This is a genomic window from Candidatus Pseudomonas phytovorans (assembly GCA_029202525.1).
Classification (GTDB): Bacteria; Pseudomonadota; Gammaproteobacteria; order Pseudomonadales; family Pseudomonadaceae; genus Aquipseudomonas; species Aquipseudomonas phytovorans.
In genome coordinates this window covers 2,792,058-2,817,195 of record CP119325.1, presented here as the reverse complement: position 1 = coordinate 2,817,195, position 25,138 = coordinate 2,792,058, and the positions used below count along the sequence as shown (strand labels likewise).

The window sequence follows — 25,138 nt, the reverse complement described above, 5'->3', positions numbered from 1 at the left end:
GCTCCATGGAACCCGCGCTGGCGTATCAGTACGCCTTGCCGGCCTTGTAGAAGTTCTCGAAGCAGAAGTTGGTCGCCTCGATGTAGCCTTCGGCACCACCGCAGTCGAAACGCTTGCCCTTGAACTTGTAGGCGATCACGTTGCCTTCGGCAGCCTGTTTCATCAGCGCGTCGGTGATCTGGATCTCGCCACCTTTGCCCGGCTCGGTCTGTTCGATCTTTTCGAAGATGTCCGGGGTCAGGATGTAGCGACCGATGATCGCCAGGTTCGACGGAGCATCTTCCGGCTTCGGCTTCTCGACCATGGAGTCGACACGGAAGATGCCGTCCTTGATTTCCTCACCGGCGATGACGCCGTACTTGTTGGTTTCCTGCGGGTCGACTTCCTGGATGGCGACGATCGAGCAACGGTACTTCTTGTACAAAGCGACCATCTGCGCGAGCACGCCGTCGCCGTCGAGGTTGACGCACAGGTCGTCGGCCAGTACTACGGCGAATGGTTCGTCACCGATCAGCGGGCGGCCGGTCAGGATGGCGTGGCCCAAGCCTTTCATTTCGGTCTGGCGGGTGTAGGAGAACGAGCACTCGTCAAGCAGGCGACGGATACCGACCAGGTATTTTTCCTTGTCGGTGCCCTTAATCTGGTTTTCCAGCTCGTAACTGATGTCGAAGTGGTCTTCCAGTGCGCGCTTGCCACGACCGGTAACGATGGAGATCTCGCTCAGCCCAGCATCCAATGCTTCTTCAACGCCATACTGGATCAGTGGCTTGTTGACCACCGGCAGCATTTCCTTGGGCATGGCTTTGGTAGCAGGCAGGAAGCGAGTGCCGTAGCCGGCTGCCGGGAACAAGCATTTTTTGATCATATACATCCTTACAAAAAGGCTAGGCCTGTGGAATTCGGCGCAGTCTAATCAGGCGGCAGTCACCTTACAATGCCCCACCTGTGCCGGCCGATTGGAAGATAGAGATAACCCAGTGTAGATAGTTCCGGCGGAAGGTAAATATTACCGTCATACATGACAGCGAAATGACAGGCGGCCCGTACCCGCGAAAGGGCCGGCACGGGCCCGCCATCAGCTACCGGTACCCTGCCCGATCAGCACCCCATCCACTTTCTGACCATACAGGTTCACGCCGTCATTGGCATGGAACTTCACCCGCGTCTTCTCGATGGAGCCCTCCACCAACCGCGGGTCCTGCGGCCGTTCATGGCGGTTGATCCACGCCGCCACGTCCCAGGCCTGCTGATCGCTGAGGCTGCCCGGTTTGCCCAGCGGCATGTTGTACTTGATGAATGACGCCGCCGTGTTGATCCGGTGCATACCGGCGCCCCAGTTGTAGGAGTCCTTGCCCCACAGCGGCGGCATCACGTAGTCATCGGCCACCTTCTGCCCTTCGCCGTTGTCGCCATGGCAAATCGCGCATTGCTCGCGGTACACCTGCTGGCCGCGCTTGAAGTCATAGCCGCCCTCGGGCTGCGGCACCTCCGGGTAACCACGACCGGCAATCTCCACGCCAGTGGGCGCCTTGGTCGACAGCCAGTACGCGTAGGTCGCCAGCGCCGTCATCTGCGGGCTATCGGCGGCAGGTGGCTTGCCATTCATGCTGAACTGGAAGCACCCCTGGATACGCTCTGCGTAGGTATTCACCTTGTCGTTCTTTTTGCGGTACGCAGGGTACATCGGATAGGCGCCCCACATCGGTGCCGAGTGCGCCAGGCGCCCCTGGTCGAGGTGGCAATTACTGCAGTTCATGCCGTTGCCCACGGCTTCGGGCATCAGCCGGCGGGTATCGACGAACAGGGCATGGCCCTCGCGCACCATTTTGCCAAAAGCATTGTCGGGAAGTTCGGTTTCAGCGGGCGGCACAAACTGCGGCGCGGCCTGTACGCCAGGTACTTTCAACTGCGACTGGTCTTCCATGGCGACCGGGGCGGCCTGGGCATTACTGATGGCCAGCAGCAACATGGCTGGAATCAACGGTTTCATGGCGTGACCTCCTGGCTGGCGGAGCGGGAGAAGAACTCGGCAACAGCCTTGATCTCGTCATCGGTCATGGCCTTGGCCACGCCGACCATCAGCTGGTTTGGATCATTGCTGCGGCTGCCGTCGCGCCAGGCATTGAGTTGCGCCACCAGGTAACTGGCAGGCTGGCCGGCCAAAGGCGGAAAGTGTTCGCCAACCCCGCCGCCGCCTGGGCCATGGCACTGCACACAGCCGGGTATCTGCCGACTCCAGTCGCCGTACAGGGCCATGCGGGTGGTGGGGTCATCGGCAATCTGCTGGCGCCACAGGTTGCTGGCGGGGTCTGCCGGCAGGCTGGCCAGGTAGGCACTTACCGCCTTGATTTCATCCTCGGTCAGGGCCTTGGCCAACGGTTCCATCACCGGCTGCTTGCGGCTACCGCTGCGCCAGTCGTGCAATTGCTTGCTGAGGTAACCGGCCGGTAGCCCGGCTAAACGCGGAAAACCGGCGGCAGCTATGCCCTTGCCGTCTGGGCCATGGCACCCGAGGCAAGCCATGGCAGCGGGGTTGGCCCCGCCCTGGGTGAAAACTTTCTGGCCATCGGCGGCATGCGCCACGGGCCAGGCAAGGATCAGCAGGCTGCCGATCACGACGCGTCTCAACGGTGTCATCACGAATCTCCTTTTCTTTTGTTATATGTTTAGGCTTAAAACATATAAGCAAAGAGAAGTAGACCCGTTGCCTCAGATCAACTTCCGGAGATGCATTTCGTGGCTGCCGTGCGCACATCGCCCAGGCGCAGGGGGAAATTGTTCAGCCGCTCGTGCAGCTTGATGCTGCTGCCGCTGCCACGCTTGTCGATGTCCACCAGAGCCGCCGGGCCCACCCCCGAGCTGATCTTCTGCGGCACGATCAAACGCAGGCCGTCGCCACGCGCCTCTTCCACCAGTGGATCGCGGGTATCAGCCAGCTGCTGCTTGATGCAGTCGGCATATTCACGCGGGGTCTTGCCAGAGATCACATCCAGCGTTTCGTGCGATTGCTCCAGCTCCGAAACACTGACACACCCTCCCAGTGCCACAGCCACCACCGCTACCATCCACTTCATTTAGAGCACCTCAGCCTTCAAGAATCCTGTTCGACCGCAGCCAGGCGGTTTTGCTCCCTGCACTGGCAGATTTATCGGGGCCTGGCCATCGAGCGCGCCAGTGTAACGGCACATCGTGGTATCGTTTGCCATTACAGATCCAAACCTTGCGGAGCATCACATGAAATACGTACACCAGCGCGAGCACCTCAACGAGGACGACATCGTCGTCATCGAATGCTCCCAGCGCTGCAATATCCGCCTGATGAACGACGCCAACTTCCGCAGCTTCAAGAACGGCGGCCGTCACACCTACCATGGCGGCCAGTTCGTTGACTTCCCGGCCAAAATCACGGTACCCAGCACCGGTTTCTGGAACATCACCATCGACACCGTGACCACCCGCCCGATCTCGGTAACGCGCAAGCCAACCTTGAGCCACAAGATCAAGATCATCCGTCGCTCGTCGTCGAAACTCAGATAAGACTGCCATGACCCAGACCATCAAGTACGTCATCAAATACAAACTCGACGGCGAGCGCCGCTGGGATTTCGCGCTGATGCCCGATGCCTCCCAAGAGCAAGCACTGGAAGCGCTGCGCAAGATCCACGGCGACGACGCGGAGAAAATCAGCGACATCCAGGTCAGCAAGGCCCTGTAAAACCCGCAGCACCGCCCGCCCCGCGCAAGGAGAGTCGCATGAGTCACTGGCCCGACCGCCGCATCCTCGACCTGCTGGGCATCGGATTGCCCATCCTGCAGGCACCCATGGCGGGGGCAAGCGGTTCGCCCATGGCCATTGCCGTGGGCCTGGCAGGCGGGCTGGGTGCCCTGCCCTGCGCCATGCTCACTGCTGAGCAAGTGCGCGCCGAGATCGCCGCCTTTCGTGCTGGCTGCCCGGGCCGCCCGCTGAACCTGAACTTCTTCTGCCACCAGCCGCCAGCGCCCGATGCCGAGCGCGATGCACACTGGAAGCAGGCCTTGGCGCCTTATTACAGCGAAACGGGTGCCGATTTCACCGCCCCCACGCCAGTGTCCAACCGTGCGCCGTTCGACGAACAGATCTGCCAGTTGGTGGAGCAACTGCGCCCGGAGGTGGTGAGCTTCCACTTCGGCCTGCCCCCGGCTGACCTGCTGCAACGGGTGAAGGCCAGCGGTGCCAAGGTGCTGTCCAGCGCCACCACCGTCGAAGAGGCGGTCTGGCTGGAGCGCAATGGCTGCGATGCGATCATCGCCATGGGTTATGAAGCTGGCGGGCATCGGGGCATGTTCCTCAGCGCAGACATCACCAGCCAGATCGGCACGTTTGCCCTGGTGCCGCAGGTGGCAGACGCCGTCAGCGTGCCGGTGATTGCCGCAGGCGGTATCGGCGACCACCGCGGCCTGGTGGCAGCGCTGGCGCTGGGCGCTTCGGCAGTGCAGATCGGCACGGCTTACCTGTTCTGCCCCGAGGCCAAGGTGTCGCCGGCCCACCGCCAGGCGCTGGACAGCGCGCCCGCCAGCGACACGGCGTTGACCAACCTGTTTACCGGCCGCCCAGCGCGTGGCATCAACAACCGCATCATGCGCGAGCTTGGGCCGATGAGCGACCTTGCACCGCGCTTCCCGCTGGCGGGTGGGGCATTGATGCCTTTGCGGGCGATCACTGAGCCGCAAGGCAATAGTGACTTCAGTAACCTGTGGTCGGGGCAGGCTCTGCGGCTGGGGCGACACATGCCGGCAGGGGATTTGACCCGGGAGATTGCCGCCAAGGCGCTGACCCTGGTTAAGCGTTAGACATCTTCATATACGAGGCCGCCCTCTTCCCGGCAAATGGCCTATCGCTATATAGTTCAGGATATAACGATAACCCCAAGGAGCTGTCTTCATGCGTATCCGCCCATCCCACCTGGCCGTCACCGCTCTGGCCACCCTGTTCGCCTTCAACACTGCCTGGGCCGACGAAGTCCAGGTCGCGGTCGCAGCCAACTTCACAGCCCCTATCCAGGCCATCGCCAAAGACTTCGAAAAAGACACCGGCCACAAACTGGTCGCGGCCTACGGCGCCACTGGGCAGTTCTACGCACAGATCAAGAACGGCGCACCGTTTGAAGTGTTCCTCGCCGCAGACGACAGCACCCCGAAGAAGCTGGAAGAAGAAAAGGAAATCGTCCCTGGATCGCGCTTCACCTACGCCATCGGCACCCTGGCCCTGTGGTCGGCGAAAGAAGGCTACGTGGATGCCAAGGGGGACGTACTGAAGAAGAACGAATACAAGCACTTGTCCATCGCCAACCCGAAAGCGGCACCCTATGGCCTGGCCGCGACCCAGGTGCTGGACAAGCTGAAGCTCACCGACGCCACCAAAGGCAAGATTGTCGAAGGCCAGAACATCACCCAGGCCTTCCAGTTCGTCTCCACCGGCAATGCCGAGCTGGGCTTCGTTGCCCTGTCGCAGATCTACAAGGACGGTAAAGTAACCAATGGCTCGGCCTGGATCGTACCATCGAGCCTGCACGACCCGATCCGCCAGGACGCCGTGATCCTCAACAAAGGCAAGGACAATGCGGCCGCCAAGGCGCTGGTCGAATACCTGAAAGGCCCGAAAGCCGCTGCAGTGATCAAGTCCTACGGCTATGAACTCTGATGCCACTGGACGCCAGTGACCTGGGTGCAATCTGGCTGACCGTCAAACTGGCCAGCCTGACCACCCTGATCCTGCTGGTTATCGGCACCCCCATCGCCTGGTGGCTTGCGCGTACGCGCTCATGGCTGCGCGGGCCGGTGGGTGCGGTGGTGGCACTGCCACTGGTACTGCCACCGACGGTGATCGGCTTTTACCTGCTGATCGCCCTCGGGCCGCACGGCTGGCTCGGCCAGGCGACCCAGGCGCTGGGCCTGGGCAGCGTGGTGTTCAGCTTCACCGGGCTGGTGATCGGCTCGGTGATCTACTCCATGCCGTTTGTGGTCCAACCGCTGCAAAACGCCTTCGGCGCGATTGGCCAGCGCCCGCTGGAAGTGGCGGCTACGCTGCGCGCCAGCCCCTGGGACACCTTCGTCCACGTGGTGCTGCCACTGGCCCGCCCCGGTTTCGTCACTGCCAGCATCCTCGGCTTTGCCCATACCGTAGGTGAATTTGGCGTGGTGCTGATGATCGGTGGCAACATCCCCGACAAGACCCGCGTGGTCTCCGTGCAGATTTTCGATCACGTCGAGGCCATGGAATATTCGCAAGCCCACTGGCTGGCCGGTGCCATGCTGGTGTTCTCTTTCCTGGTGCTGCTCCTGCTGTATGCCGGGCGCCGCGGCAAAGCTGGCTGGAGCTGAAATGACCGCATCGATAGTGGCGCGCCTTAAATTGGCGCGCGACGACTTTACCCTGGACGTTGACCTGCACCTGCCCGGGCGCGGTATCAGCGCACTGTTCGGCCACTCGGGCTCGGGCAAGACCAGCTGCCTTCGCTGCCTGGCTGGCCTGGAACGGGCCGCCAGCGCCTACATAGAGGTTAATGGCGAAGTCTGGGAAGACAGCGCACGCGGCTACTTCCAGGCCCCGCATCTGCGCCCGGTGGGCTACGTGTTCCAGGAAGCCAGCCTGTTCCCGCACTTGTCGGTGCGCGGCAACCTGGAGTTCGGCTGGCGCCGGGTGGCGGCCGCTGAACGCAAGGTCAGTCTCGACCAGGCCTGCGAGCTGCTGGGCATCGGCCACTTGCTGGAACGCCGCCCCGCGACCTTGTCGGGTGGCGAGGCGCAGCGGGTGGGTATTGCCCGTGCCCTGCTCAGCAGCCCACGCCTGCTGCTGATGGACGAGCCGCTGGCGGCCCTCGATGGGCCGCGCAAACGTGAAATCCTGCCTTACCTGGAGCGCTTGCACGACGAGCTGGACATCCCGCTGGTGTATGTCAGCCACGCCCAGGATGAAGTGGCTCGGCTGGCAGACCATCTGGTGCTACTGGAGCAAGGCCAGGCGGTGGCCAGTGGCCCGATCGGCGACACCCTGGCGCGCCTCGACCTCTCACTGGCCCAGGGCGAGGATGCCGGCGTGGTGTTCGAGGGCATGGTAGTGGGGCATGACCCGCAGTACGACCTGCTCGACCTGCGCCTGTCCGGCAGCAGCGGCCCGCTGCTGCGCATCGCTCACCCGGCGCATGTGATGGGCAGCACCCTGCGGGTCAAGGTGCAGGCCCGGGATGTCAGCCTGGCGCTGACGGCCGACAGCACGTCGAGCATCCTCAACCGCGTGCCGGTGCGCGTGCGCGAAAGCCGCCCGGCCGACAACCCGGCGCATGTGCTGGTCAGCCTGGATGCCGGCGGCAATGCCCTGCTGGCGCGCATCACCCGTTTCTCGGCCGACCAGCTCGGCCTGCACGCGGGCCAGCTACTGTTCGCCCAGATCAAGTCGGTGGCCTTACTGGGCTGAGCATCCTTCGCGTGGGCGTTGTCCATTGATCAGTAACCTGATCGAGGCCAGCCAACCATGCTCGACTGCCCCCTGCCGCGCTCCCTGCACTACGTTGACGACAATCAGCCGGGCCTGACCCGGCGACGCTGGCGCGACCGTTTCATCTACCTGGATGCCGATGGCCAGCGGGTGCGTGACAGTGACACCCTTGCGCGCATCGCTTCACTGGTGATCCCGCCGGCCTACACCGATGTGTGGATCTGCGCCGACCCGCAGGGCCACCTGCAGGCTACCGGCCGTGATGCCCGTGGCCGCAAACAGTATCGCTACCACGCGCAATGGCGTGAATCGCGCGACGAGCACAAGTACGGGCGCATGCTCGCCTTCGCCCAAGCCCTGCCCAAGCTGCGCATGCAACTGGAGGCCCACCTGAGCCGGCCAGGCCTGGACCGGGAAAAGGTGATGGCACTGGTAGTGAGCCTGCTGGACCACACCTTGATTCGCATTGGCAACCAGCGCTACCTGCGGGATAACCAGTCGTATGGCCTGACCACCCTGCGCAACCGCCATGTCGAGGTGAAAGGCAGCACCATTCGCTTCCAGTTCCGCGGCAAGCGCGGCGTGGAGCACAACGTCACCCTCAACGACCGGCGCCTGGCCAACCTGCTCAAGCGCTGCATGGAGCTGCCTGGCCAGGCACTGTTCCAGTATCTGGATGCAGACGGCCAGCGGCACAGCATCGGCTCCAGCGAGGTCAACCAGTTCCTGCAGCAACTGACCGGTGCCGATTTCACGGCCAAGGACTACCGTACCTGGGCCGGCAGCAGCCTGGCACTGGACCTGCTCAGGCCCTTGGCCTGGGAGCCCGAAACCGAGGCCAAACGCCAGCTCGCCGCCATCGTTCGTCAGGTGGCTGCGCGCCTGGGCAACACACCGGCGGTGTGCAGGCGCTGCTACATCCACCCGGCGGTGCTTGAACATTATGCTCTGGGGCGCCTTGGCGAACTGCCAAAGCGCCGTGTGCGCAAGGGCCTGGACCCCGAGGAAGTGGCACTTCTGCTATTTCTTCAGGCACTTGAGGAACAGGATGCCCATTAAGCCTGTCTATTCAGGCCATGATACGAAGAAATTTCCCATTCGCCGCCAACCCCCCTATTCTTGCCATCGAGCACCTTTGCCGACAAACCGCTGACGGTTTGCAACGGCTCCTGTAACTGAAGACACGTAACAGAATTTGTTTGTCGGGGAATTACTATCCGCCGAAAGCGTCTTTAATGAGAAGGAAGAGGGACACGCTCCCGCCGCCGCGGCAACTGGCCCAGCGGTCATTTACATCACCAAGGAGAACTACATGCTGATACTCACCCGTAAGGTTGGCGAAAGCATCGTCATCAACGATGACATCAAAGTCACCATTCTGGGCGTCAAAGGGATGCAGGTGAGGATCGGTATCGATGCACCGAAAGATGTTCAGGTTCATCGCGAAGAGATCTTCAAACGTATCCAGGCCGGCAGCCCGGCCCCGGAAAAGCAGCACGACGACTCGCACTGAACCTACCCTCCCAGGGTGCATGGATGCGCTCAACCGCCAACTTCAGGTGCTCAGCAACTGATGCACCTTGGCGATCATCTCGTCCATGTCGAATGGCTTGTCGAATATGGCGGCGAATAGCGCCGGGCAGCCTTGGCTGGCCTGCGCGCCGCTCATCAAAATGACCGGCAACTCGCACAGCGTCGGGTCTTCGCGAATCGCACGTGCCAGCTCCTCACCGTTGAGCAGCGGCATCATGTAGTCGGTGATGACCAACTGAACGCGCTTCTCTTTCAATGCCTCCAGTGCCTTGCAGCCGTTGCTCGCCTTTTCCACCAGATAGCCTTCGTCCTCCAGCGCAAAACCGAGGATATCGGCAATCAGGTATTCGTCATCGACGATCAGGATGGTGTTCATCGGCACTCCGTCACCCGCTTCCTTGCGGCACCGGCGTCCCCGAGAGCACACCACAGGCGCCTTCGAACGCCTTGCGCAAGGTAATGCCCTGCGGCCCGATCAGCAGCTCGTGCAAGGCAGGATCATGGTGACTGTCACGCACCTTGAGAATCGACAGCATGCGCCGCAGCTGTGAATCCAGCTCGACGAAGCGCATCAGCATCAGGTTGTCGACAATGCTCGACAGGTCCGGGGCCGGGGCGCTGATTTCCGCGCCGAAGATGTCGCGCATTTCCCAGGTCAGCATCACGCTCACATCACGCGCACGCAGTTCGCCAGCGATGGCGCGGAAAAACGCATTGAGCCGCGCCGGGTCGACAGCCAGGCGGCTGAACGCCCCGAGGCTGTCAATCAGCACGCGCTTGCTGCCCTGCGCCTCGACACGTTCGAGCATGCGCGCGCCGATCTGGTCCAGCAGGCCCTCGGTAGTCGGTTGCCAGCACAGCTGCAGGCTACCGTCCTGTTCCATCGCTGCAAAGTCGTAACCCAGCGAGGCAGCCTTGCTGCGCAGGCGTTCGGGCGTTTCGTAGAAGCCGAAATGCAGCCCCGGCGCCTGCACGGTACTGGCGCCAAGGAAGGCCAGCCCCAATGACGTTTTGCCAATACCCGATGGCCCGATCAACAGGCTGACCGAGCCCATCGACAGGCCGCCATCGAGCATCTCGTCCAGGGTCGGCACACCGCTGCTGATCCGCGCAGGGGTAGCACTGCCCATCTGGCTGGGATAACTGAACAACGCCTCCAGGCGCGGGTAGACATGCATACCGCCTTCATCGATAACGCATTCGTGTCGGCCCGACAACGCTGCACTGCCGCGGGTCTTGCGCAACTGGATATGGCGCACGGCGCGGCTGCCCACCAGTTGCTCACCCAACTCGATCACCCCATCGACCATGGTGTGCTCCGGGCTGCCCTCGTCCAGCCGCGCGCTGGTGAGCAGCAGCACGGTGCAGCCGGCGAAGGCCGCATGGCCCTGTAGTTCGGAGACAAACTTTTTGGTGTCCAGCGCGGTTTCGGCACGCACCCGGGCATTGAGCACACCGTCGACGATCAGCAGGCTGGCCTGCTGCCGGGCGATTTCCTGGCGCAGCAGCCGCACCACGGCATCCAGCCCTTCCTGCTCAAGGGTGTCGAAGGCGCTGACAAACTGGATCTGATCGCCGACCAGCGTCGGGTCAAAAAAGTCCAGGGTGCCCAGGTACTGGAACAGCCGCTCATGCGACTCGCTCAGCAACGTGGCCACCAGTACCCGACCACCCGAGCGCACGTGTCCGCAGGCCAGTTGATTGGCCAAAATAGTCTTGCCGGCACCCGGCGGGCCTTGAATGATGTACGAGGCTCCAGCTACCAACCCACCCTTGAGCAGTGCATCGAGCCCTTCGATACCTGTCACCAACCGCCTGAGTGCCTGCGCCATGATGCTTACCTGTCGTGTGGGCTGTTGGTCTTGTCCTGATACGTTGGCAAGTAAAGCTGCATGGAAGTTCCATGACCGGGCTCACTGTCGACGTGAATGGCGCCACCGCTCTGCCTGGCAAAACCATACACCTGACTAAGGCCCAGACCAGTACCCTTGCCGAACGGCTTGGTGGTGAAGAATGGCTCGAAGATGCGCGGCAAGACGTCTGGCCCCATCCCTTCGCCGGTGTCTTGTACCACGAAGCGCACAAAGCTGCCGTGCAGCCCTTCCACCTCACCGGCCAAGTCGACCACCTCGGCCGTAAGGCCTATCCGGCCCTCCCCTGCGATGGCATCGCGGGCATTGAACAGCAGGTTCAGCAGCACCATCTGCAACTGCCCCGCATCCACCTCGATCAACGGCAAACCCGCTTGCAGCTGCACCTGTAGCTCAATCGAGCTGGGCAGTGCGTGCTCCAACAGACCGCGGGTAGCGGCTACAAGGTCTGCCGGTGCGACGCAAGCCACATCGAGCTGGCGGTGGCGGGCAAAGGTGAGCAACTGCTGGGTCAGTTCGGTGCCCCGCTGCCCGGCATCGAGAATGTGCTGCAGCATGCGCTGGATGCGTGTCGGGTCCTGACTGGCCTGCGCCAGGCGCGCCGAGCTGAGGATGATGGTCAGCATGTTGTTGAAGTCATGCGCCAACCCGCCAGTCAACTGACCGAGGGCTTCCAGCTTCTGCGCCTGGAACAGTTGGGCACGCACTGCATCCAGCTGCATTGCCGACTCGCGGCGGTCAGTGATGTCCCGCGTGACCTTGGCCAGGCCGATGATCTGGCCCTGGTCATCGCGGATCACGTCCAGCGCCGCCAAGGCCCAGAACTGTGTGCCATCCTTGCGCACGCGCCAGCCCTCATCCTGCGCCACACCCTGCTCCAGCGCCTGGCGCAGCAAGCGCTCGGGGCGGCCGTCGGCACAATCTTGCGGGGTGAAAAACAGCGAGAAATGCTGGCCGATCACTTCATCGGCGCGGTAGCCCTTGATCCGTTGCGCCCCGGCATTCCACGACACCACATGGCCGGACGGGTCGAGCATATAGATGGCGTAATCCACCACCGACTGAACCAGCTGTTCATAGCGGTGGGCAGGCATGACGGGGTGATCGAGGCAGTCTGCCAAAACCATGAAGACTCCACTGGCACAGCAGGAGGGACGATATGAGCTTAGCCGAGGGCGCCTGCCCGCGGCTACCGGTGGTCAGCGCTCAGGCTCGACCAGCACCGGGCTGATGCGCCGTGGCATGGCCACTTTCAGCAGCCACAGGCCAACCAGCATGATAACCCCGCCGCCAGCCAGCGCCATCCACCGCTGCGGCTGAGGGTGCTCGGCATCAAAACCCAGCATCAGCAAGTAACCACCCAGGCTGATCAGGCTGAGATACAGAAAAGCGCCCAGCACAATCACTTGCGCAAACAACAGCCGCCAGAACAGCCGTGGCCGCACGACACGCTCGCTGGCGTCGGACTGGGTCATCGCCGCATACTCTTGGATCCAATAAAGGGGGCAACAGTGGCTTAATGACAGCAAGGTGTCAATTGCCCAGTGGTTCGACCCTTCATTCTGTTGATCATAGGTGCTGCAGTTGACTCAACTATAACAATGGGTTATAAAGCGCGCTTGATTGCAAAGCCCTTCTGCTTAGAAGCGAGCTGGTCGTTGCGACCCTTTCAAGCGTGCGAGTGTGGTGGAATTGGTATACACAGCAGACTTAAAATCTGTCGGCGTGAGCCTTGCGGGTTCGAGTCCCGCCACTCGCACCAAACTCCCTCGAAAAGGCGCCCTTGCGGCGCCTTTTTGCTGCCTGCCAGCAATCCTTGGCGCAACTGCTAAAGTGGAGCTTGTCCCCGTCCACTGGAACGCCGCCATGCGCTACTCCCTGTTCGATGGCCAACGCGACATCATTATCCTGATTGCTCGCGTACTGCTGATGATCCTGTTCGTCTTGTCTGGCTGGGCCAAGCTCACCGGCTTTGATGGCACGGTTGGCTACATGACGTCGCTCGGCGCCCCTGCGCCCATGCTGGCGGCAGCCATTGCCGTGCTCATGGAGTTCGTCGTCGGCATCCTGCTGATCCTGGGTTTCTACACCCGGCCGCTGGCGTTTCTGTTCGCACTGTTCGTGCTGGGTACGGCGCTGCTGGGCCACCCGTTCTGGAACATGGTCGACCCCGAGCGCAGCGCCAACATGACCCAGTTCCTGAAAAACATGAGCATCATGGGTGGCCTGCTGTTGCTGGCCGTGAGCGGCCCAGGGCGTTTCTCGGTGGACGGGCGCTGAGTCAGTCGTCTTCGCAATCATCGAACCAGGCTGGGTGATCACGCTCCTCATCATCAAGGTCATCCAGCGTTTCCTCGTCTTCTTCCACTTCATCCTCGGCGCCTTGGGCATCCGCCTCGGGCTCCATGCCGTCGTAGAGAAATTCATGGTCAAGCAGGTGATCGTGCTCGGGCTCGTGCAGGTCGTCTTCGTCGTGCATGCTGGCTCCTGGGTTGATGGCAGGCCTATATAGGCTGATCAGGTTCCGAGGTCAATGCGTTGCGGTTAATCCTGGGTTAACCGGCCGGGTACAACCTACAGGCTCTCCCTTCAAACGTTTTTGCCCGCCGGTAATGGCGGGCTTTTTTATGGCCCGGGAAACATGACAGCGTCATGACTTGCGCTTCACGAAATACTGACAAACGGATTGGCACACTGGCCCCGCTCCGTACGTTCTTGCAGCCCGCCGCATCATTGCCGCGGGCTTTTCTTTTTCTGCCGTGTTCTTGAAACCCGTAGGCGCTACTGCTAACGCGTTGAAGCATGACCTGTAGCAGTTTTGCCTGCCGAGGTACGGGCTATGCTAACCCAGCGATAACCCAAGCTCACTCGGATAGACACGGAGGCTCTTATGAAAGCTGCTGTTGTTGCACCAGGCCGTCGCGTGGACGTGGTAGAGAAAACCCTGCGCCCCCTCGAACACGGCGAAGCGCTGCTGAAGATGCAATGCTGCGGTGTTTGCCACACCGACCTGCACGTGAAGAATGGCGACTTCGGTGACAAGACCGGAGTCGTGCTGGGCCACGAAGGTATCGGCGTGGTTCAGGAAGTCGGGCCGGGCGTTACCTCGCTCAAGCCGGGCGACCGCGCCAGCGTTGCCTGGTTCTACCAGGGTTGCGGCCATTGTGAGTATTGCAACAGCGGCAACGAAACCCTGTGCCGCGAAGTGAAAAACTCTGGCTACACCGTAGACGGCGGCATGGCCGAGGCGTGCATCGTCAAGGCCGACTACTCGGTCAAAGTACCCGACGGCCTCGACTCCGCTGCCGCCAGCAGCATTACCTGCGCCGGCGTGACCACCTACAAGGCGGTAAAAATCTCCAACATCCGCCCTGGCCAATGGATCGCCATCTACGGGCTCGGCGGTCTGGGCAACCTGGCCTTGCAATATGCCAAGAACGTCTTCAACGCCAAAGTGATCGCCATCGATGTCAATGAAGAGCAACTGCGCTTCGCCAACGAGATGGGCGCAGATTTGCTCGTCAACCCGCTCAAGGAAGACGCTGCGAAGGTCATCCAGGCCAAAACCGGTGGCGCCCACGCGGCCGTGGTGACTGCCGTCGCCAAAGGCGCGTTCAACTCCGCCGTCGATGCCCTGCGCGCTGGCGGACGACTGGTTGCTGTCGGGCTTCCGTCAGAGTCCATGGACCTGAATATTCCCCGCCTGGTGCTGGACGGGATCGAAGTGGTGGGCTCACTGGTAGGTACACGCCAGGACCTGCAGGAAGCCTTCCAGTTTGCCGCTGAAGGCAAAGTAGTGCCCAAGGTGACCCTGCGACCGATCGAAGATATCAATCAGATCTTTGACGAGATGCTGGAAGGCAAGATCAAAGGCCGCATGGTGATCCAGTTCGAAGGTTGATAGCCTGAAAGCACATCAATCAGAACGACCTCAAAGCCCGTAGATGATCGTCTACGGGCTTTGTGCCTTCTCACAGCCAAGGAACAGACCATGAACGTCGACTGGCACGCAGGGCCGATTACCCGCACGACTGCGCTGGACAAGCACTACCGCAACACGCCGAAGGTTCGTCAGTTTCTTCTCAGCGAGTGTGGCGCATCATTCAAGTTCGACCGTGCATTCATGGCATGGATCAAAAGCGGGGCACCACTCACCATGGGCGACATTGCGGATGAATGGCTGCGTATGCATCGGTGACCACCCGCATCGGGTATGAGCAAACAGGCTCGACCAGCCCAGCGGTCGCGCTCGATAGCCGCTTCTTTCAGCATCTTGTCCAATGATTCAACCATGCTGGAGTAATCCATTTCCTGACTCCTTCGTTGGTTAATTTCACTTACCTTCAACGATAGCCGGGAAACGTTGCAAAATTGCTTTAGGAAATGCCCAGGTACAAAGTGCAATACAAAGCTGGCCGTGACTGGCTCCGTAGAACTAGCGATTGGCCGTTGACCTTTCCAACCAGTCAGCACGCGTCATCTCCCAGATTTCGACCTCCATCAGCCCAGATACGAAATCGCCTGCCCGCACGTCTATCAGGCGCATCTCTTCATGTTCCGAGACCCTGCGAGAGGCCTCGTTGGCAACAGCTTTGGGAACCTGCATGACCGGACGCGACAGTGTCTCGAACCAATAGGCGTTGATAACCCGGCATGCCTCACGCATATAGCCCTTGCCCCACCATTGCGGTGCGAGCCAGAAGCCTCTGTTGTTTCCGGGCTGATCATACAAACTGATGCTGCCCAGGGTGCAACCGGCATCGTTGCGCATGCGGATCATCCAGTGCCATTCACGCCCCACTGCCATGGCGGGCAGGGCGATATCCCGGACATAGGTCAGCGCCCCGTCTTCCGGGTACGGCCAAGGGACACGACTATCCAGGTAGCGAACCACCTCCCAGCATGGGAACAGCTCCTGGATGATGGTTGAATCCTCCAACTGGAGGGGCGTGAGCACCAGCCGATCGGTGATCAGCGTCGGAAGACGATCCATGGCATTCGTTCCTGGGCATCCCTGTGAAGCATTGATTATCTGTACCGGGCTTGTTTGTGTCGACCATGCCTGGCAGTTCGAAGCTGGATAATCGCCAGTCCTTGCCCCTGCATCGTCTCTTGTGGGGCCTGGTTGTCGCAGCTAACGACCCAAAGCCGCCTGTCACGGTCCTGTTGGTCAGGAGGCTTGGCCGGAGTTCCGGCCAAGCAGGGTGGCACATCACAGCCGGGGATCGTTTTCCCACGTTGTGCCGTAGTAATCGTGGATACCTCTGCCCCAAGTCGGATCGCTCATGTTTGGCCAGTTATCCTTATCGAAGCCTGGTGCATTCTTCAGTCGGTCCTTGTCGGCATCAAGGACGAAGCGCTTGTTCACCGTATCCAGGCGCAAAGCACCCCACGGCACGGCGAACAGCTTTTCACCCATCCCCAGGAAGCCGCCGAACGACAGTACAGCGTACGCAACCTTGCCGCTGGCGGTGTCCAACATGATTTCCTTGATGTCACCCAGGTCTTCGTCTTGCGTGTTATACACGTCGTTGCCGATGAGGGTATCCGCCCCCATCAGCCGCGGCCCCGGGCCGCGGTCTCCCTCGGCAGTGAAATCGGTCCGTCCCTTGTACATACCGTACTTGTCGCGTTCTTCGAAGTTCATAGTGCACTCCTGGCCAGAGGCCACAGGCAGTAGAGCTGCTCGGATGACGCCGCATTTCTGCGGTGCTCAGAACAGGAGAGTGGTCAGCATAACCAGCCGTTCGTTATCTGCGACCAGCGGTGGGACTGGTAACCCGCTTTGGCGGCCAGCATCACGGGTATTTCTTGCCGGCTTAAGGGGCCAATATCGCCAGCTGAGCAAGTACTGCAGCCAAGCCGATAGCAGCCTCAACATTTGACTGTCCACAGCTGATCGATCCGCGTCGTATAGGACTGGCTCATCATTTCCCTCCTCATACCCCAGTCCGGTGCCGCCGGTACGCTAGCGGCCCGCATTGCCCCCTCCCCCAGCGTTCGTTGATGTCATCCATCACCTGCATCAGTCGGTCACATGCCACCGACTGCTTGAGCGCAAACAAGTCCTCTGAAAACTCACTTGGTTGCCGCAGGTCCATCAGCAACACCTCGGCTTTGCTGTATCTAAATCCAGGCCTGAAGATCCTACAAACCGCATCATTAGCCAACCGGGTCATAAGCAACGTGTCGCAGGTCGGGTAAGGCAGCTCTAGCAAAGCGCCCTGAGCATGGTGCGCCTCGTCCGGGTTGAATATCCCGGTACGGATGCTGACGCGTATGCGCTTGCAAACCGATCCCTGGGCACGAAGCTTCTCCGCAGCGCGCCCCACATACGTGGCCACTGCCTGCTTGATAGGCGCCAGCTCGGTAAGGCGCTTACCGAACATTCGGCTGCAACAGATCTCCTGCTTCGCAGGCTCGGCCTCGTCCAGCTCCAGGCATGGCGTGCCAGCCAGTTCCCGCGCAGTCTTTTCCACCACCACACTGAATTTTTGCCGAAGCGTTCGCGCGTCAGCTTTGGCCAGGTCCATCGCCGTGTGGATGCCCATCGCCTCCAGGTGGGCGGTCATGCGCCGGCCAACGCCCCACACCTCTTTCACCTTGGTGTTGCGCAGCACCCAATCGCGCTTGAACGGATCGGTGATGTCGATCACACCGCCAGTCTGGGATTGCAGACGCTTGGCCATGTGATTGGCCAGCTTGGCGAGGGTCTTTGTCCCGGCGATGCCAACTCCCACGGGTATACCGGTGCATTGGAAAACCCTGGATCGCAGCTTTCGCCCGAACTGCGTCAGGTTTTCCTGAATGCCGGAGAAATCAGCGAAGCATTCGTCGATGCTGTAGACCTCTGTCGCAGGCACCATCGACTCGATCAGCGTCATGACACGCTCGCTCATGTCGCCATACAGCGCGTAGTTACTGCTGAAGGCCATGATGCCGTGCCGGCGCAACGTGTCTTTCGCCTGAAAATACGGCTCGCCCATCTTCACGTATGGCTTCGCATCGTACGACCTGGCGATCACGCAGCCGTCGTTGTTGCTCAGCACAACGATCGGGGTCCTGGCCAGGTCGGGCCGGAATACCCGCTCGCAGCTCGCGTAGAACGCGTTGCAATCGATCAGCGCAAATACCGGGTCACTGCGCATGGTCGCGAACGCTGTATCGAACCACGCCCCAGATGACGAGCTCATCACCTTCCATGATGTACCGGGGTGGGTAGGCGGGATTTTCAGATTTCAGGATCACCACGCCGTCGCGACGATGCAGGCGCTTACAGACCGGCTCAGTGTTGACTGCTGCAATCACCACATCGCCGTGCTCGGCCTCGCGGCCGCGGTCTACGATGACGATATCACCCGAATAGATCCCTGCACCTTGCATGCTGTCGCCCTCCACTTTCACCAGATACACATGGGGCGCACGGAGGTCGAATAACTCATCGAGGGAAATATGGCCTTCCAGGTGGTCCGCTGCCGGGGATGGAAACCCGGCCGGAACGTGAAACGAATACAGCGGTAGTGGTTCGGTTCCGCCGGTTGGCGTACCCAGGATTGTGATGGTCATGACGGAAGGTCCAATGCAGGCTGTATGCATATACAGTAGATATGGCATCGGGCGCCCGGTCAATGCGGGGTGGTGATATTTCTGACAGACGAGAGGTGGGAGATGTGCGGACGGTACTCGATCTACGAGTCGATGGATCACTACCTGCGTCAGTTATCGCTGGACCTGGTTGTGATCAATGGCTACGACCATGAGCCGATCAACCGATTCAATGTAGCGCCTTCAACTCGCGTGGAAATCATCCGGCAGATCGGGGATGGGCTGAGCGTCGACAGGGTGAAGTGGGGATGGTCGCCATTCTGGGCGAAGGGGAAACGCCCGGACCCGATCAATGCCCGGGCCGAGACGGTGATGACAGGAAAGTTCTTCAAGGGCCTCTGGCCGAACGGCAGAGCCCTGGCACCTGCAAATGGCTGGTTTGAATGGCTTGTCGATCCTGCGGACCCAAAACGAAAGCAGCCCTACTACATCACGAGTGCCGACGGCGCCCCACTGTTCTTTGCGGCGCTGGCCGAGGTGCACCACAGCGTCGAGCCGGATGAGCGCGATGGGTTCGTAATCATCACTGCAGCGGCCGATCAAGGGCTGGTCGACATTCACGACAGAAAGCCCCTGGTGCTATCGCCGCAGATTGCCAGGGAATGGGTGGACCCGGCCACAACGCCCCGTCGCGCGGCGGAGATTGCCGAAGCGGGATGCCGGCCTGCTGAGGATTTCCGCTGGTTCCCGGTAGCAAGAGCAGTCGGCAACGTACGCAACCAAGGCCCGGAACTGATTGAACCTGTGAATGATGGGTGTCGCCAGGGCGACCTGGAGCTATGAGTTGGCTGACCTTGCCGACAGGGCCAGACGGGAAGTCAGGGTCTGTGGTGGTCCTCAACAGATATCGAGCGCTCAATCAATTTAATGATATCGATTCGCATTATCATATAGTGTAGACTTCGAGCATTCACGGAGGAGCAGCACTATGAAGACCACCCAGACCAGATCGGCAGCATTCATTACATGGCTGTCGCGGCACATGCGCAGACCCGTTCTCGATGAGGCTGGTTACGATCGGGCACTACTTGAGGCGGCGAACCTGGAGCATCGGAAGCAGGTCTCACATCTCGAGTGGGTCGAGATGGTTCGTACGGCGAACAGGGCTTTGATCCAGTGGTCCGTGTAGGTTCACGCGAGCAGCAAGATCGGGTAGGCGGCGGATTCACATCCGCCATCCACTCACACCACCGTGAATTCGGTTCCGTACACCCACGAAACAGGATGGATTGCGGAACACATGCTAGAAGTTTCGGAACTCATGATTTTTTGGGGCCCACAAAGAAAAACCCCGCAGACGTTAATCTGCGGGGCTTTCGAATGATGGAGGCCGAGCTCGGAATCGAACCGGCGTGGACGGGTTTGCAATCCGATACAAGAATTGCTGTCTCACGCGGGCTTGGATAGGAATCAACAATCCAGACAGGAAGTCCTCATGCCGCTTTATACCTATGTAGTTTCGTACAAAGGGTCGACACACGTGACCCAAGGTAGTCATAGCAATTTCAAAGGTTTCATTGATGCCTGGTGCACCAACCTCCCTGCTGGTGCGCTACCCGCGCTCACGCCCGCTCTGCACCGAGATCTAGCGAGAAAGGCGCATTTGGCAGAGTTCCCCGCCATTGCGAACATCAAGCACGCCTGGAGAAAGGCCATAGAACTAGAGGGAAGCGAGTTTGTTGTGGTTGCCGTGCAAACCCAGCCGTAACTGCCTTTCATAACCGCATCTCTGGGGCGGTCGTCAGTTGCTAGGCTCTGTACGAAAAGAGATGTCGCAAACACCGCATGGAACAAGCCAACGAGACCATGGCGGCATAACTTTTCGCGAGCTTGTCGAAGCGTGTCACGATTCTGCGGTTCTCTTTCAGCCAGCCAAACATGCGCTCGATGATGTTGCGCTGTCGGTACTTACGCCGATCGAACAGCCTGGGTAAGCCAGGCCTAGGTTTGCGCTTCATTGAGCGCAGGGGGATGACGGGCTGCATTCGATATTGATCGCAGTAGCGGCGTAGCGCTTCGGCGTCGTAGCCCTTGTCGGCCAGCAGCCATTTACAGCGTTTGCGCGGGCGACCACGTTGGCTTGAAGGAATGCTGACTTCGTCCAGGAGAGGCTGGGCGTAGCTTATATCACTGCCTTGACCACCAGAGAGAAGGAAGCGCAACAGTGTCCCGTTGGCGTCGCAGAGCATGTGGATTTTGATGGTCAGGCCACCGCGACTGCTAGCTAGAGCGTGATCGGCAGGTTCGTCAGGCACCCTTTTTCCCCGGCGCCAGATGAGGCTCGGGTTGCGCGTACTGCGGTTGAGTCGAGCATCCAGGTTTGCAGATCAATTAAGCCCAGCTCATTCAGTCTCAGGTGCAGACGTTTGAGCATCTGCTCGAAAATCCCTGGTTTCGCCAGCCTCGAAACCGTTGATACACCGTTGACCATGGGCCGAAGCGCTCAGGCAAATCTCGCCATGCAGCCCCCGAGCAGAGTACCCACAGCACGCCATCGAGCATCAGTCGGTCGCTCAGTCGCGGCCGGCCCCGGCCATGGGTTTCGATGAAGAGATCAGAGACCACATCCCAGTCCTCGTCCGTGAGTTCGTAGCGCCTTGCCATCACAGAATTCCTTTCCGTTAATGGCGCGGGACTCTACAAAATCTCAGCGCTGGAGGAGCGGCGATTAGGTTTCTCGGGATTTCGTACAGAGCCTAAAACAGCCCCTCGCCCGGAAACTCAGGCGGGGGCTAGTAAAGCTTAGCGAAGGATCCCGACACCACTGGCGAGATTCAAAAGCCGATGCAAAGGCCTCACGTAGTCCGAAAGTTTCTCAGCAAGTTCAGCCTGAGCTCTTGGATCGCTGTGCTCGCTGAGCTCAGTAAGGAGCAACCCCACCTCCTCGAAACTCAAGCGGACCGCATGATCATACACTCCAACCTGACTCGGATCTGAGGTGGACTTGAGCACGATTTCAACAACGCTGCCCGCCTTAGCACCTTCCTCGATAGAGAAAATCGGTGCTTTCTTCGATCGAATTATGCTCCAACCAGTCTTTCGGTTCGCACCCTGACGCCAAATTTCCATTGCATTCCCCTTGAGCGCGACCACGTGCCGCGTCAGCATCATGGACTCAGCAAAACGTAATTGCAACAACAACAAATCCATGTTGATTTCCATTAATACGGAATTAATTACGTTTTACGGATATTTCAGCATGAGATCTGCCCCTCCGGCGCTGCCCGCCAGCGCCTTCCCCTATTCAACGATAACGCCTCCCCCGCGAGGATCCACCATGTCCAATCGAATCGTCTGCCAGTTCAGTTGTGGCGCCGCTTCGGCAGTGGCCACCAAGCTGGCCTTGGCCGAGCACGGCAGCACGCACGACGTGCAGATAATTAACGCTTTCCTTGCCAACGAGGAAGCCGACAACCGCCAGTTCGCCCAGGACTGCGAGGCCTGATTCGGCCAGCCGATCACCGTCCTGCGCGATGAGAAGGACGGCGCCGACGCCCATGAGGTGTTCCGCCGGGAGCGCTACATGAAGGGTCGAACTGGTGCCCCGTGCACCAAGATCCTGAAACGCCGCTTGCTGAACACGTGGAAGCAGCCAGGCGATGTGATGATGTTCGGCTACACCGCCGAGAAAGCCGACCGCCTGGAAGACTTCAGGGAGCGAAATCCCGACCGCACAGTGATCGCCCCTCTGATCGACCGAGGCCTGGGCAAGGACGACCGCAAGGCAATCCTTTTGAGCACAGGCATCGAACTGCCGCTGATGTACTGGATGAACTGCGACAACACCAACTGCATCGGCTGCGTCAAGGGCGGCGAAGGCTACTTCTGGGCGATCCGCCAGGACTTCCCCGAGCAATTTGAAGCGCTGTGCGTGATCCAAGACGACTTGGGCGAAGGTTCCTACCTGTTCCGCAACCGGTCCGCCAACGTGCGCTTCTCTCTATGCGGACTTGGCGCTGGCCCGGTTCGCCGCAACGAAAAGCTACCAGCCTGCTCATTCTTCTGCGAGATGGCGGAAGCGGATCTCGTGGCGTCCTCGCCAGGCCGAAATCATTCCTGACTACTTTCTCGTAAACGACGATGCTCAATTCGATGACAATTTGCACACAGACACTGCAAATCCTCTAAAGCAGTTTTATGTCCTCCGCCCATATTCGCAATGTGTGTCGATGAGTGATGAACCTCTATGCAGGATGCACCGATTTCACCATAGACCTTGATGGGGTCGAGCTTGCAGATCTCACAGTAAAGTCGCCCAAAATTACGGACGAACCAGCTTTTCTTCGCTTTGGACAAACCTGGTGCACGCTCCCTGCGAAGGTGAGTAACGAGCTTTGGACTACCCTCGGACCACCGGAATTCTTCTGAACCCCCTACCTCCAATTGGGTGACTTCGCCTTTTTCGATAATTTTATAGCCGCACTCCTCCAACAGCTCGAAACAAAATGTTCCCAGGCCTCCAGCAAAGTGCGCCGGGGTAACTTCGAACCCAAAAGCAGATGTGGCAGCAATGCCAAAAACGTGCCTTGGTGCGAGACGGATACCCTCATCAACGATCAAGTCATAGTCGGTGGATGGGGCGAAACCCTCCGCTTTTACACCATTAAGTAAAGCCTGAACCGCCATCCAAACATGCTCAGGTGTCACGTTGCGAAGCTCACCTACAGGGATGCGACGAACAGCATTTGTTCCAGAGCGCTGGAAGACAGCGACTCCCAGCCGCCTCTTCGCCGAAACACACTTCCAGCCTGCCGCCGCCCATTGATGTGCCCAGGTGTGCGAATCACCAGGACTTGAGTTTGCCCACCAAGCATCATGATTCCATGCGCTAGCAGGAAGCCCTCCAACGAGGCTTCCCAACTGGTCGAACGAGATTTCAATGGTGTCGGCGGTCTGGCTCCGCAGAAAGTCTGCAAACGGTGAGTACTTACTCATCAGGCATCTCCGTATGATGGCCGTATGATGCCATACACAGAGCCCCCGGAGCTTAGTTTTCCCTAAACCGGACCACGGTGTCACTTCCAGCAGACACCATGCACCCGGACAACCACCGACTGACCATGCACATTGCTGGCAATGCGTCACCGCCGCTGGCTGGCCAACGGGCTATCGAAGCCCTCACCGAGGCCGCATGAAAATCATCAGAAGGCAAAAAGGTATCGAGCTGCAACGGTCAGCGAAATTAGACCAAGAATTATTGGCAATGCAACCTCGACTACCACCACTCTGAAACCTTGCAGACTCATCAAGCCTTTGTACCAAGAGTCGAAGCGTTCTAAAGACACTTCAATTCTTGGACTCAAAACAACCTCTCTGGCAGTCTGAATTTCGTTTCGAAGATTCATTAAATTAGTATTTACCTGCCCCATCAACTGAGAGGTGGCGATATCGTCCGGCGCGCCCTTGATTTCATCTGGGCTACCCAGTCTATGTTTAATCTCATCTAAATCGCTACTAAGTCTGTCTGTCAGCTCGTCTACTGAGTGGAGCCTGCGCGCGTACGACTTCCACCAATTTGCTAAGCTAGACTGCTTCGGATCATCCGGATAATCCACATGCGCGCTGCCTGCGCGCGCACCAGTCTGAAACGCAACCCTGGCGCCAGTCATACGTACCCGATACTCACCCAGAAGCTCCACAACATAAAAGACAAAGTGCGCGAGCGAATACGTTAGAACAATCATCCCGCCTATCACTATCTTCTCGGCAGTAACACCTTTGAAAGCCACCCCGAAAATAGTGAAAGTGTCACTTGGTTCAATCTTGGCTATTACCAAACACAACAGTGCGACCGACGCCGCCATGAGGCTTTTACGAACCCTTACGGCTGGCTCAGAGATATCAAATCCAGCAGGCTTTCCAAGCGCCTCCGCGACGGCAGCAATCTCCTTCTCTCGTTGATCCACCTTGCGCCCTCTTTTACTAGTAGCTCAAAACTTGTCATGCATTGGCTCCTTGCACTGATACCACGACCACTCACCAGCTGTAACCCCTCCCCCTCTATTCACTGCCGCGATATGGCGGCCAAGGAATCCATATGCCCAGCGCACAAATGGCGGCACGGTGGTGCCCGGACGAATGCCCGATAACAGGCCGCAAGTTCTTCATGTGGATTGAGCACCCCGACGGCGGGATGGTGCCGACATATGGCGGTCCTTTCGACAACTACACGATCCCGGCCCGCGACGGAGACGAAGGCTTCTGCTGCGAGCGGTACGACCACGATTACGGTGGTTAGCGCGACGACGAAATGGTGGGCCTCAAGCTGATCGGCTACCGCATGCAGGTGGCGTCATGATCCCGCCCCTGATGTACATCAACCACGCCAGTCGGCTGCCTGGGCACTCAAAAGAGGAAATCACCAAGCGCGTTTATCGCCGAGTCGGTGAGGTGGTTTCCCCCACCAAGTAAATCGCTGATGCGGAAACGATGCCTCAGGATGCGGAAACGATCCGGTTTTTCTACGCCCAAAGAAAAACCCCGCAGACGTTAATCTGCGGGGCTTTCGAATGATGGAGGCCGAGGTCGGAATCGAACCGGCGTAGACGGATTTGCAATCCGATACAAGAATTCCTATCTCATGCGGTCTTGGCGTGAAAACCAGTTCCAAAACGAAGCGGGATTTATCGAGCTGTAACCCGCATTCTACAAGGGT

30 protein-coding genes, 1 tRNA gene and 4 pseudogenes are annotated in these 25,138 nt (G+C 59.6%); 18 read left to right on the top strand and 17 right to left on the bottom strand.

The window, feature by feature from the left end:
* Positions 1-25: 25 nt before the first annotated feature.
* From galU to P0Y58_12535, 4 genes are all read right to left on the bottom strand, one after another.
* On the bottom strand, positions 26-865 hold the full coding sequence (gene galU / locus P0Y58_12550; GenBank protein WEK32974.1) for a UTP--glucose-1-phosphate uridylyltransferase GalU: 840 nt from the start codon (positions 863-865) through the stop codon (positions 26-28).
* A 210-nt stretch (positions 866-1,075) separates the two neighbouring features.
* Positions 1,076-1,990 carry a c-type cytochrome gene (locus P0Y58_12545; GenBank protein ID WEK32973.1) on the bottom strand — a complete coding sequence of 305 codons (915 nt, stop codon included), beginning with the start codon at positions 1,988-1,990 and terminating at the stop codon, positions 1,076-1,078.
* Positions 1,987-2,637: a c-type cytochrome gene (locus P0Y58_12540; protein WEK32972.1), complete on the bottom strand. Its 651-nt coding sequence runs from the start codon at positions 2,635-2,637 to the stop codon at positions 1,987-1,989. Before P0Y58_12540 ends, P0Y58_12545 begins: the two co-directional genes overlap by 4 nt.
* Before the next feature lie 77 nt (positions 2,638-2,714).
* A complete protein-coding gene (locus P0Y58_12535; protein ID WEK32971.1) occupies positions 2,715-3,074 on the bottom strand; it encodes a hypothetical protein in 360 nt (119 codons plus the stop codon).
* A gap of 160 nt (positions 3,075-3,234) precedes the next feature.
* Here P0Y58_12535 and P0Y58_12530 point away from each other — a divergent pair, with 160 nt between their 5' ends.
* The 8 genes from P0Y58_12530 to csrA all read left to right on the top strand — a co-directional run bounded on the left by P0Y58_12530 (position 3,235) and on the right by csrA (position 8,987).
* Positions 3,235-3,537 carry a DUF1883 domain-containing protein gene (locus P0Y58_12530; protein WEK32970.1) on the top strand — a complete coding sequence of 101 codons (303 nt, stop codon included), beginning with the start codon at positions 3,235-3,237 and terminating at the stop codon, positions 3,535-3,537.
* Positions 3,538-3,544: 7 nt separating this feature from the next.
* Positions 3,545-3,715, top strand: coding sequence for a hypothetical protein (locus P0Y58_12525; GenBank protein WEK32969.1), 171 nt, complete (start codon positions 3,545-3,547; stop codon positions 3,713-3,715).
* A gap of 38 nt (positions 3,716-3,753) precedes the next feature.
* On the top strand, positions 3,754-4,830 hold the full coding sequence (locus P0Y58_12520) for a nitronate monooxygenase family protein (protein ID WEK32968.1): 1,077 nt from the start codon (positions 3,754-3,756) through the stop codon (positions 4,828-4,830).
* Between the two features lie 91 nt (positions 4,831-4,921).
* Positions 4,922-5,680 (top strand): molybdate ABC transporter substrate-binding protein, encoded by a 759-nt coding sequence (gene modA / locus P0Y58_12515; GenBank protein ID WEK32967.1) that lies wholly within the window; start codon positions 4,922-4,924, stop codon positions 5,678-5,680.
* Entirely contained in the window at positions 5,680-6,360 is a 681-nt protein-coding gene (gene modB, locus P0Y58_12510; protein WEK32966.1) for a molybdate ABC transporter permease subunit, read from the top strand. Before modA ends, modB begins: the two co-directional genes overlap by 1 nt.
* A gap of 1 nt (position 6,361) precedes the next feature.
* Complete coding sequence (gene modC / locus P0Y58_12505; GenBank protein ID WEK32965.1) at positions 6,362-7,453, top strand: molybdenum ABC transporter ATP-binding protein; 1,092 nt, start codon at positions 6,362-6,364, stop codon at positions 7,451-7,453.
* 57 nt (positions 7,454-7,510) lie between these two features.
* Positions 7,511-8,533: a DNA topoisomerase IB gene (locus P0Y58_12500; protein WEK32964.1), complete on the top strand. Its 1,023-nt coding sequence runs from the start codon at positions 7,511-7,513 to the stop codon at positions 8,531-8,533.
* 253 nt (positions 8,534-8,786) lie between these two features.
* A complete protein-coding gene (csrA, locus tag P0Y58_12495) occupies positions 8,787-8,987 on the top strand; it encodes a carbon storage regulator CsrA (GenBank protein ID WEK32963.1) in 201 nt (66 codons plus the stop codon).
* A 42-nt stretch (positions 8,988-9,029) separates the two neighbouring features.
* Here csrA and P0Y58_12490 read toward each other — a convergent pair whose 3' ends face one another.
* From P0Y58_12490 to P0Y58_12475, 4 genes are all read right to left on the bottom strand, one after another.
* The gene (locus P0Y58_12490) at positions 9,030-9,383 is read right to left on the bottom strand and encodes a response regulator (protein WEK32962.1); all 354 of its coding nucleotides are present in this window, start codon (positions 9,381-9,383) and stop codon (positions 9,030-9,032) included.
* Between the two features lie 10 nt (positions 9,384-9,393).
* The gene (locus P0Y58_12485) at positions 9,394-10,839 is read right to left on the bottom strand and encodes an ATPase domain-containing protein (GenBank protein WEK32961.1); all 1,446 of its coding nucleotides are present in this window, start codon (positions 10,837-10,839) and stop codon (positions 9,394-9,396) included.
* Between the two features lie 5 nt (positions 10,840-10,844).
* Positions 10,845-12,005: a PAS domain S-box protein gene (locus P0Y58_12480; protein ID WEK32960.1), complete on the bottom strand. Its 1,161-nt coding sequence runs from the start codon at positions 12,003-12,005 to the stop codon at positions 10,845-10,847.
* 72 nt (positions 12,006-12,077) lie between these two features.
* Entirely contained in the window at positions 12,078-12,353 is a 276-nt protein-coding gene (locus P0Y58_12475) for a hypothetical protein (GenBank protein ID WEK32959.1), read from the bottom strand.
* A 202-nt stretch (positions 12,354-12,555) separates the two neighbouring features.
* Between P0Y58_12475 and P0Y58_12470 the strand changes: the two genes are divergently transcribed.
* Both P0Y58_12470 and P0Y58_12465 read left to right on the top strand, forming a co-directional pair.
* Positions 12,556-12,640 (top strand) — tRNA-Leu (locus P0Y58_12470).
* Positions 12,641-12,744: 104 nt separating this feature from the next.
* Positions 12,745-13,158, top strand: coding sequence for a DoxX family protein (locus tag P0Y58_12465; GenBank protein WEK32958.1), 414 nt, complete (start codon positions 12,745-12,747; stop codon positions 13,156-13,158).
* A 1-nt stretch (position 13,159) separates the two neighbouring features.
* On the opposite strand, the gene P0Y58_12460 is transcribed toward P0Y58_12465, so the two are convergent.
* On the bottom strand, positions 13,160-13,357 hold the full coding sequence (locus P0Y58_12460) for a hypothetical protein (protein ID WEK32957.1): 198 nt from the start codon (positions 13,355-13,357) through the stop codon (positions 13,160-13,162).
* Between the two features lie 411 nt (positions 13,358-13,768).
* Between P0Y58_12460 and adhP the strand changes: the two genes are divergently transcribed.
* On the top strand, positions 13,769-14,779 hold the full coding sequence (gene adhP / locus P0Y58_12455; GenBank protein ID WEK32956.1) for an alcohol dehydrogenase AdhP: 1,011 nt from the start codon (positions 13,769-13,771) through the stop codon (positions 14,777-14,779).
* Between the two features lie 90 nt (positions 14,780-14,869).
* Complete coding sequence (locus tag P0Y58_12450) at positions 14,870-15,076, top strand: DUF6434 domain-containing protein (protein ID WEK32955.1); 207 nt, start codon at positions 14,870-14,872, stop codon at positions 15,074-15,076.
* 237 nt (positions 15,077-15,313) lie between these two features.
* Here the strand turns inward: P0Y58_12450 and P0Y58_12445 are convergent, their stop codons facing one another.
* The 4 genes and pseudogenes from P0Y58_12445 to P0Y58_12430 form a co-directional block, all read right to left on the bottom strand.
* Positions 15,314-15,871, bottom strand: a complete 558-nt coding sequence (locus P0Y58_12445) for a GNAT family N-acetyltransferase (protein WEK32954.1) — start codon at positions 15,869-15,871, stop codon at positions 15,314-15,316.
* Positions 15,872-16,090: 219 nt separating this feature from the next.
* Positions 16,091-16,525, bottom strand: a complete 435-nt coding sequence (locus P0Y58_12440; GenBank protein WEK32953.1) for a PRC-barrel domain-containing protein — start codon at positions 16,523-16,525, stop codon at positions 16,091-16,093.
* 227 nt (positions 16,526-16,752) lie between these two features.
* Positions 16,753-18,026: pseudogene (locus P0Y58_12435) on the bottom strand (Y-family DNA polymerase).
* Positions 18,016-18,444, bottom strand: a complete 429-nt coding sequence (locus P0Y58_12430) for a S24 family peptidase (GenBank protein ID WEK32952.1) — start codon at positions 18,442-18,444, stop codon at positions 18,016-18,018. The pseudogene P0Y58_12435 and the gene P0Y58_12430 overlap by 11 nt, the downstream one beginning before the upstream one ends.
* Before the next feature lie 102 nt (positions 18,445-18,546).
* Between P0Y58_12430 and P0Y58_12425 the strand changes: the two genes are divergently transcribed.
* The gene (locus P0Y58_12425; GenBank protein WEK32951.1) at positions 18,547-19,266 is read left to right on the top strand and encodes an SOS response-associated peptidase family protein; all 720 of its coding nucleotides are present in this window, start codon (positions 18,547-18,549) and stop codon (positions 19,264-19,266) included.
* Between the two features lie 965 nt (positions 19,267-20,231).
* On the opposite strand, the pseudogene P0Y58_12420 reads toward P0Y58_12425, so the two are convergent.
* Positions 20,232-21,087, bottom strand: a pseudogene (locus P0Y58_12420) (IS5 family transposase).
* 138 nt (positions 21,088-21,225) lie between these two features.
* Entirely contained in the window at positions 21,226-21,633 is a 408-nt protein-coding gene (locus tag P0Y58_12415; GenBank protein WEK32950.1) for a hypothetical protein, read from the bottom strand.
* Between the two features lie 127 nt (positions 21,634-21,760).
* Between P0Y58_12415 and P0Y58_12410 the strand changes: the two genes are divergently transcribed.
* Complete coding sequence (locus P0Y58_12410; GenBank protein WEK32949.1) at positions 21,761-21,928, top strand: hypothetical protein; 168 nt, start codon at positions 21,761-21,763, stop codon at positions 21,926-21,928.
* Between the two features lie 78 nt (positions 21,929-22,006).
* On the top strand, positions 22,007-22,543 hold the full coding sequence (locus P0Y58_12405) for a hypothetical protein (protein WEK32948.1): 537 nt from the start codon (positions 22,007-22,009) through the stop codon (positions 22,541-22,543).
* On the opposite strand, the gene P0Y58_12400 is transcribed toward P0Y58_12405, so the two are convergent.
* Positions 22,534-23,418, bottom strand: a complete 885-nt coding sequence (locus P0Y58_12400) for a hypothetical protein (protein WEK32947.1) — start codon at positions 23,416-23,418, stop codon at positions 22,534-22,536. The two genes, P0Y58_12405 and P0Y58_12400, sit on opposite strands and share 10 nt — an antisense overlap.
* A 77-nt stretch (positions 23,419-23,495) precedes the next feature.
* Between P0Y58_12400 and P0Y58_12395 the strand changes: the two are divergent.
* A pseudogene (locus P0Y58_12395) lies at positions 23,496-23,618 on the top strand (DNA cytosine methyltransferase).
* A gap of 6 nt (positions 23,619-23,624) precedes the next feature.
* Here the strand turns inward: P0Y58_12395 and P0Y58_12390 are convergent.
* On the bottom strand, positions 23,625-24,389 hold the full coding sequence (locus tag P0Y58_12390) for a hypothetical protein (protein WEK32946.1): 765 nt from the start codon (positions 24,387-24,389) through the stop codon (positions 23,625-23,627).
* Between the two features lie 131 nt (positions 24,390-24,520).
* Here P0Y58_12390 and P0Y58_12385 point away from each other — a divergent pair, with 131 nt between their 5' ends.
* Together P0Y58_12385 and P0Y58_12380 are read left to right on the top strand one after the other, a co-directional pair.
* Positions 24,521-24,721, top strand: a complete 201-nt coding sequence (locus P0Y58_12385) for a hypothetical protein (GenBank protein WEK32945.1) — start codon at positions 24,521-24,523, stop codon at positions 24,719-24,721.
* A 77-nt stretch (positions 24,722-24,798) separates the two neighbouring features.
* A pseudogene (locus tag P0Y58_12380) lies at positions 24,799-24,894 on the top strand (integrase).
* Positions 24,895-25,138 lie beyond the last annotated feature (244 nt).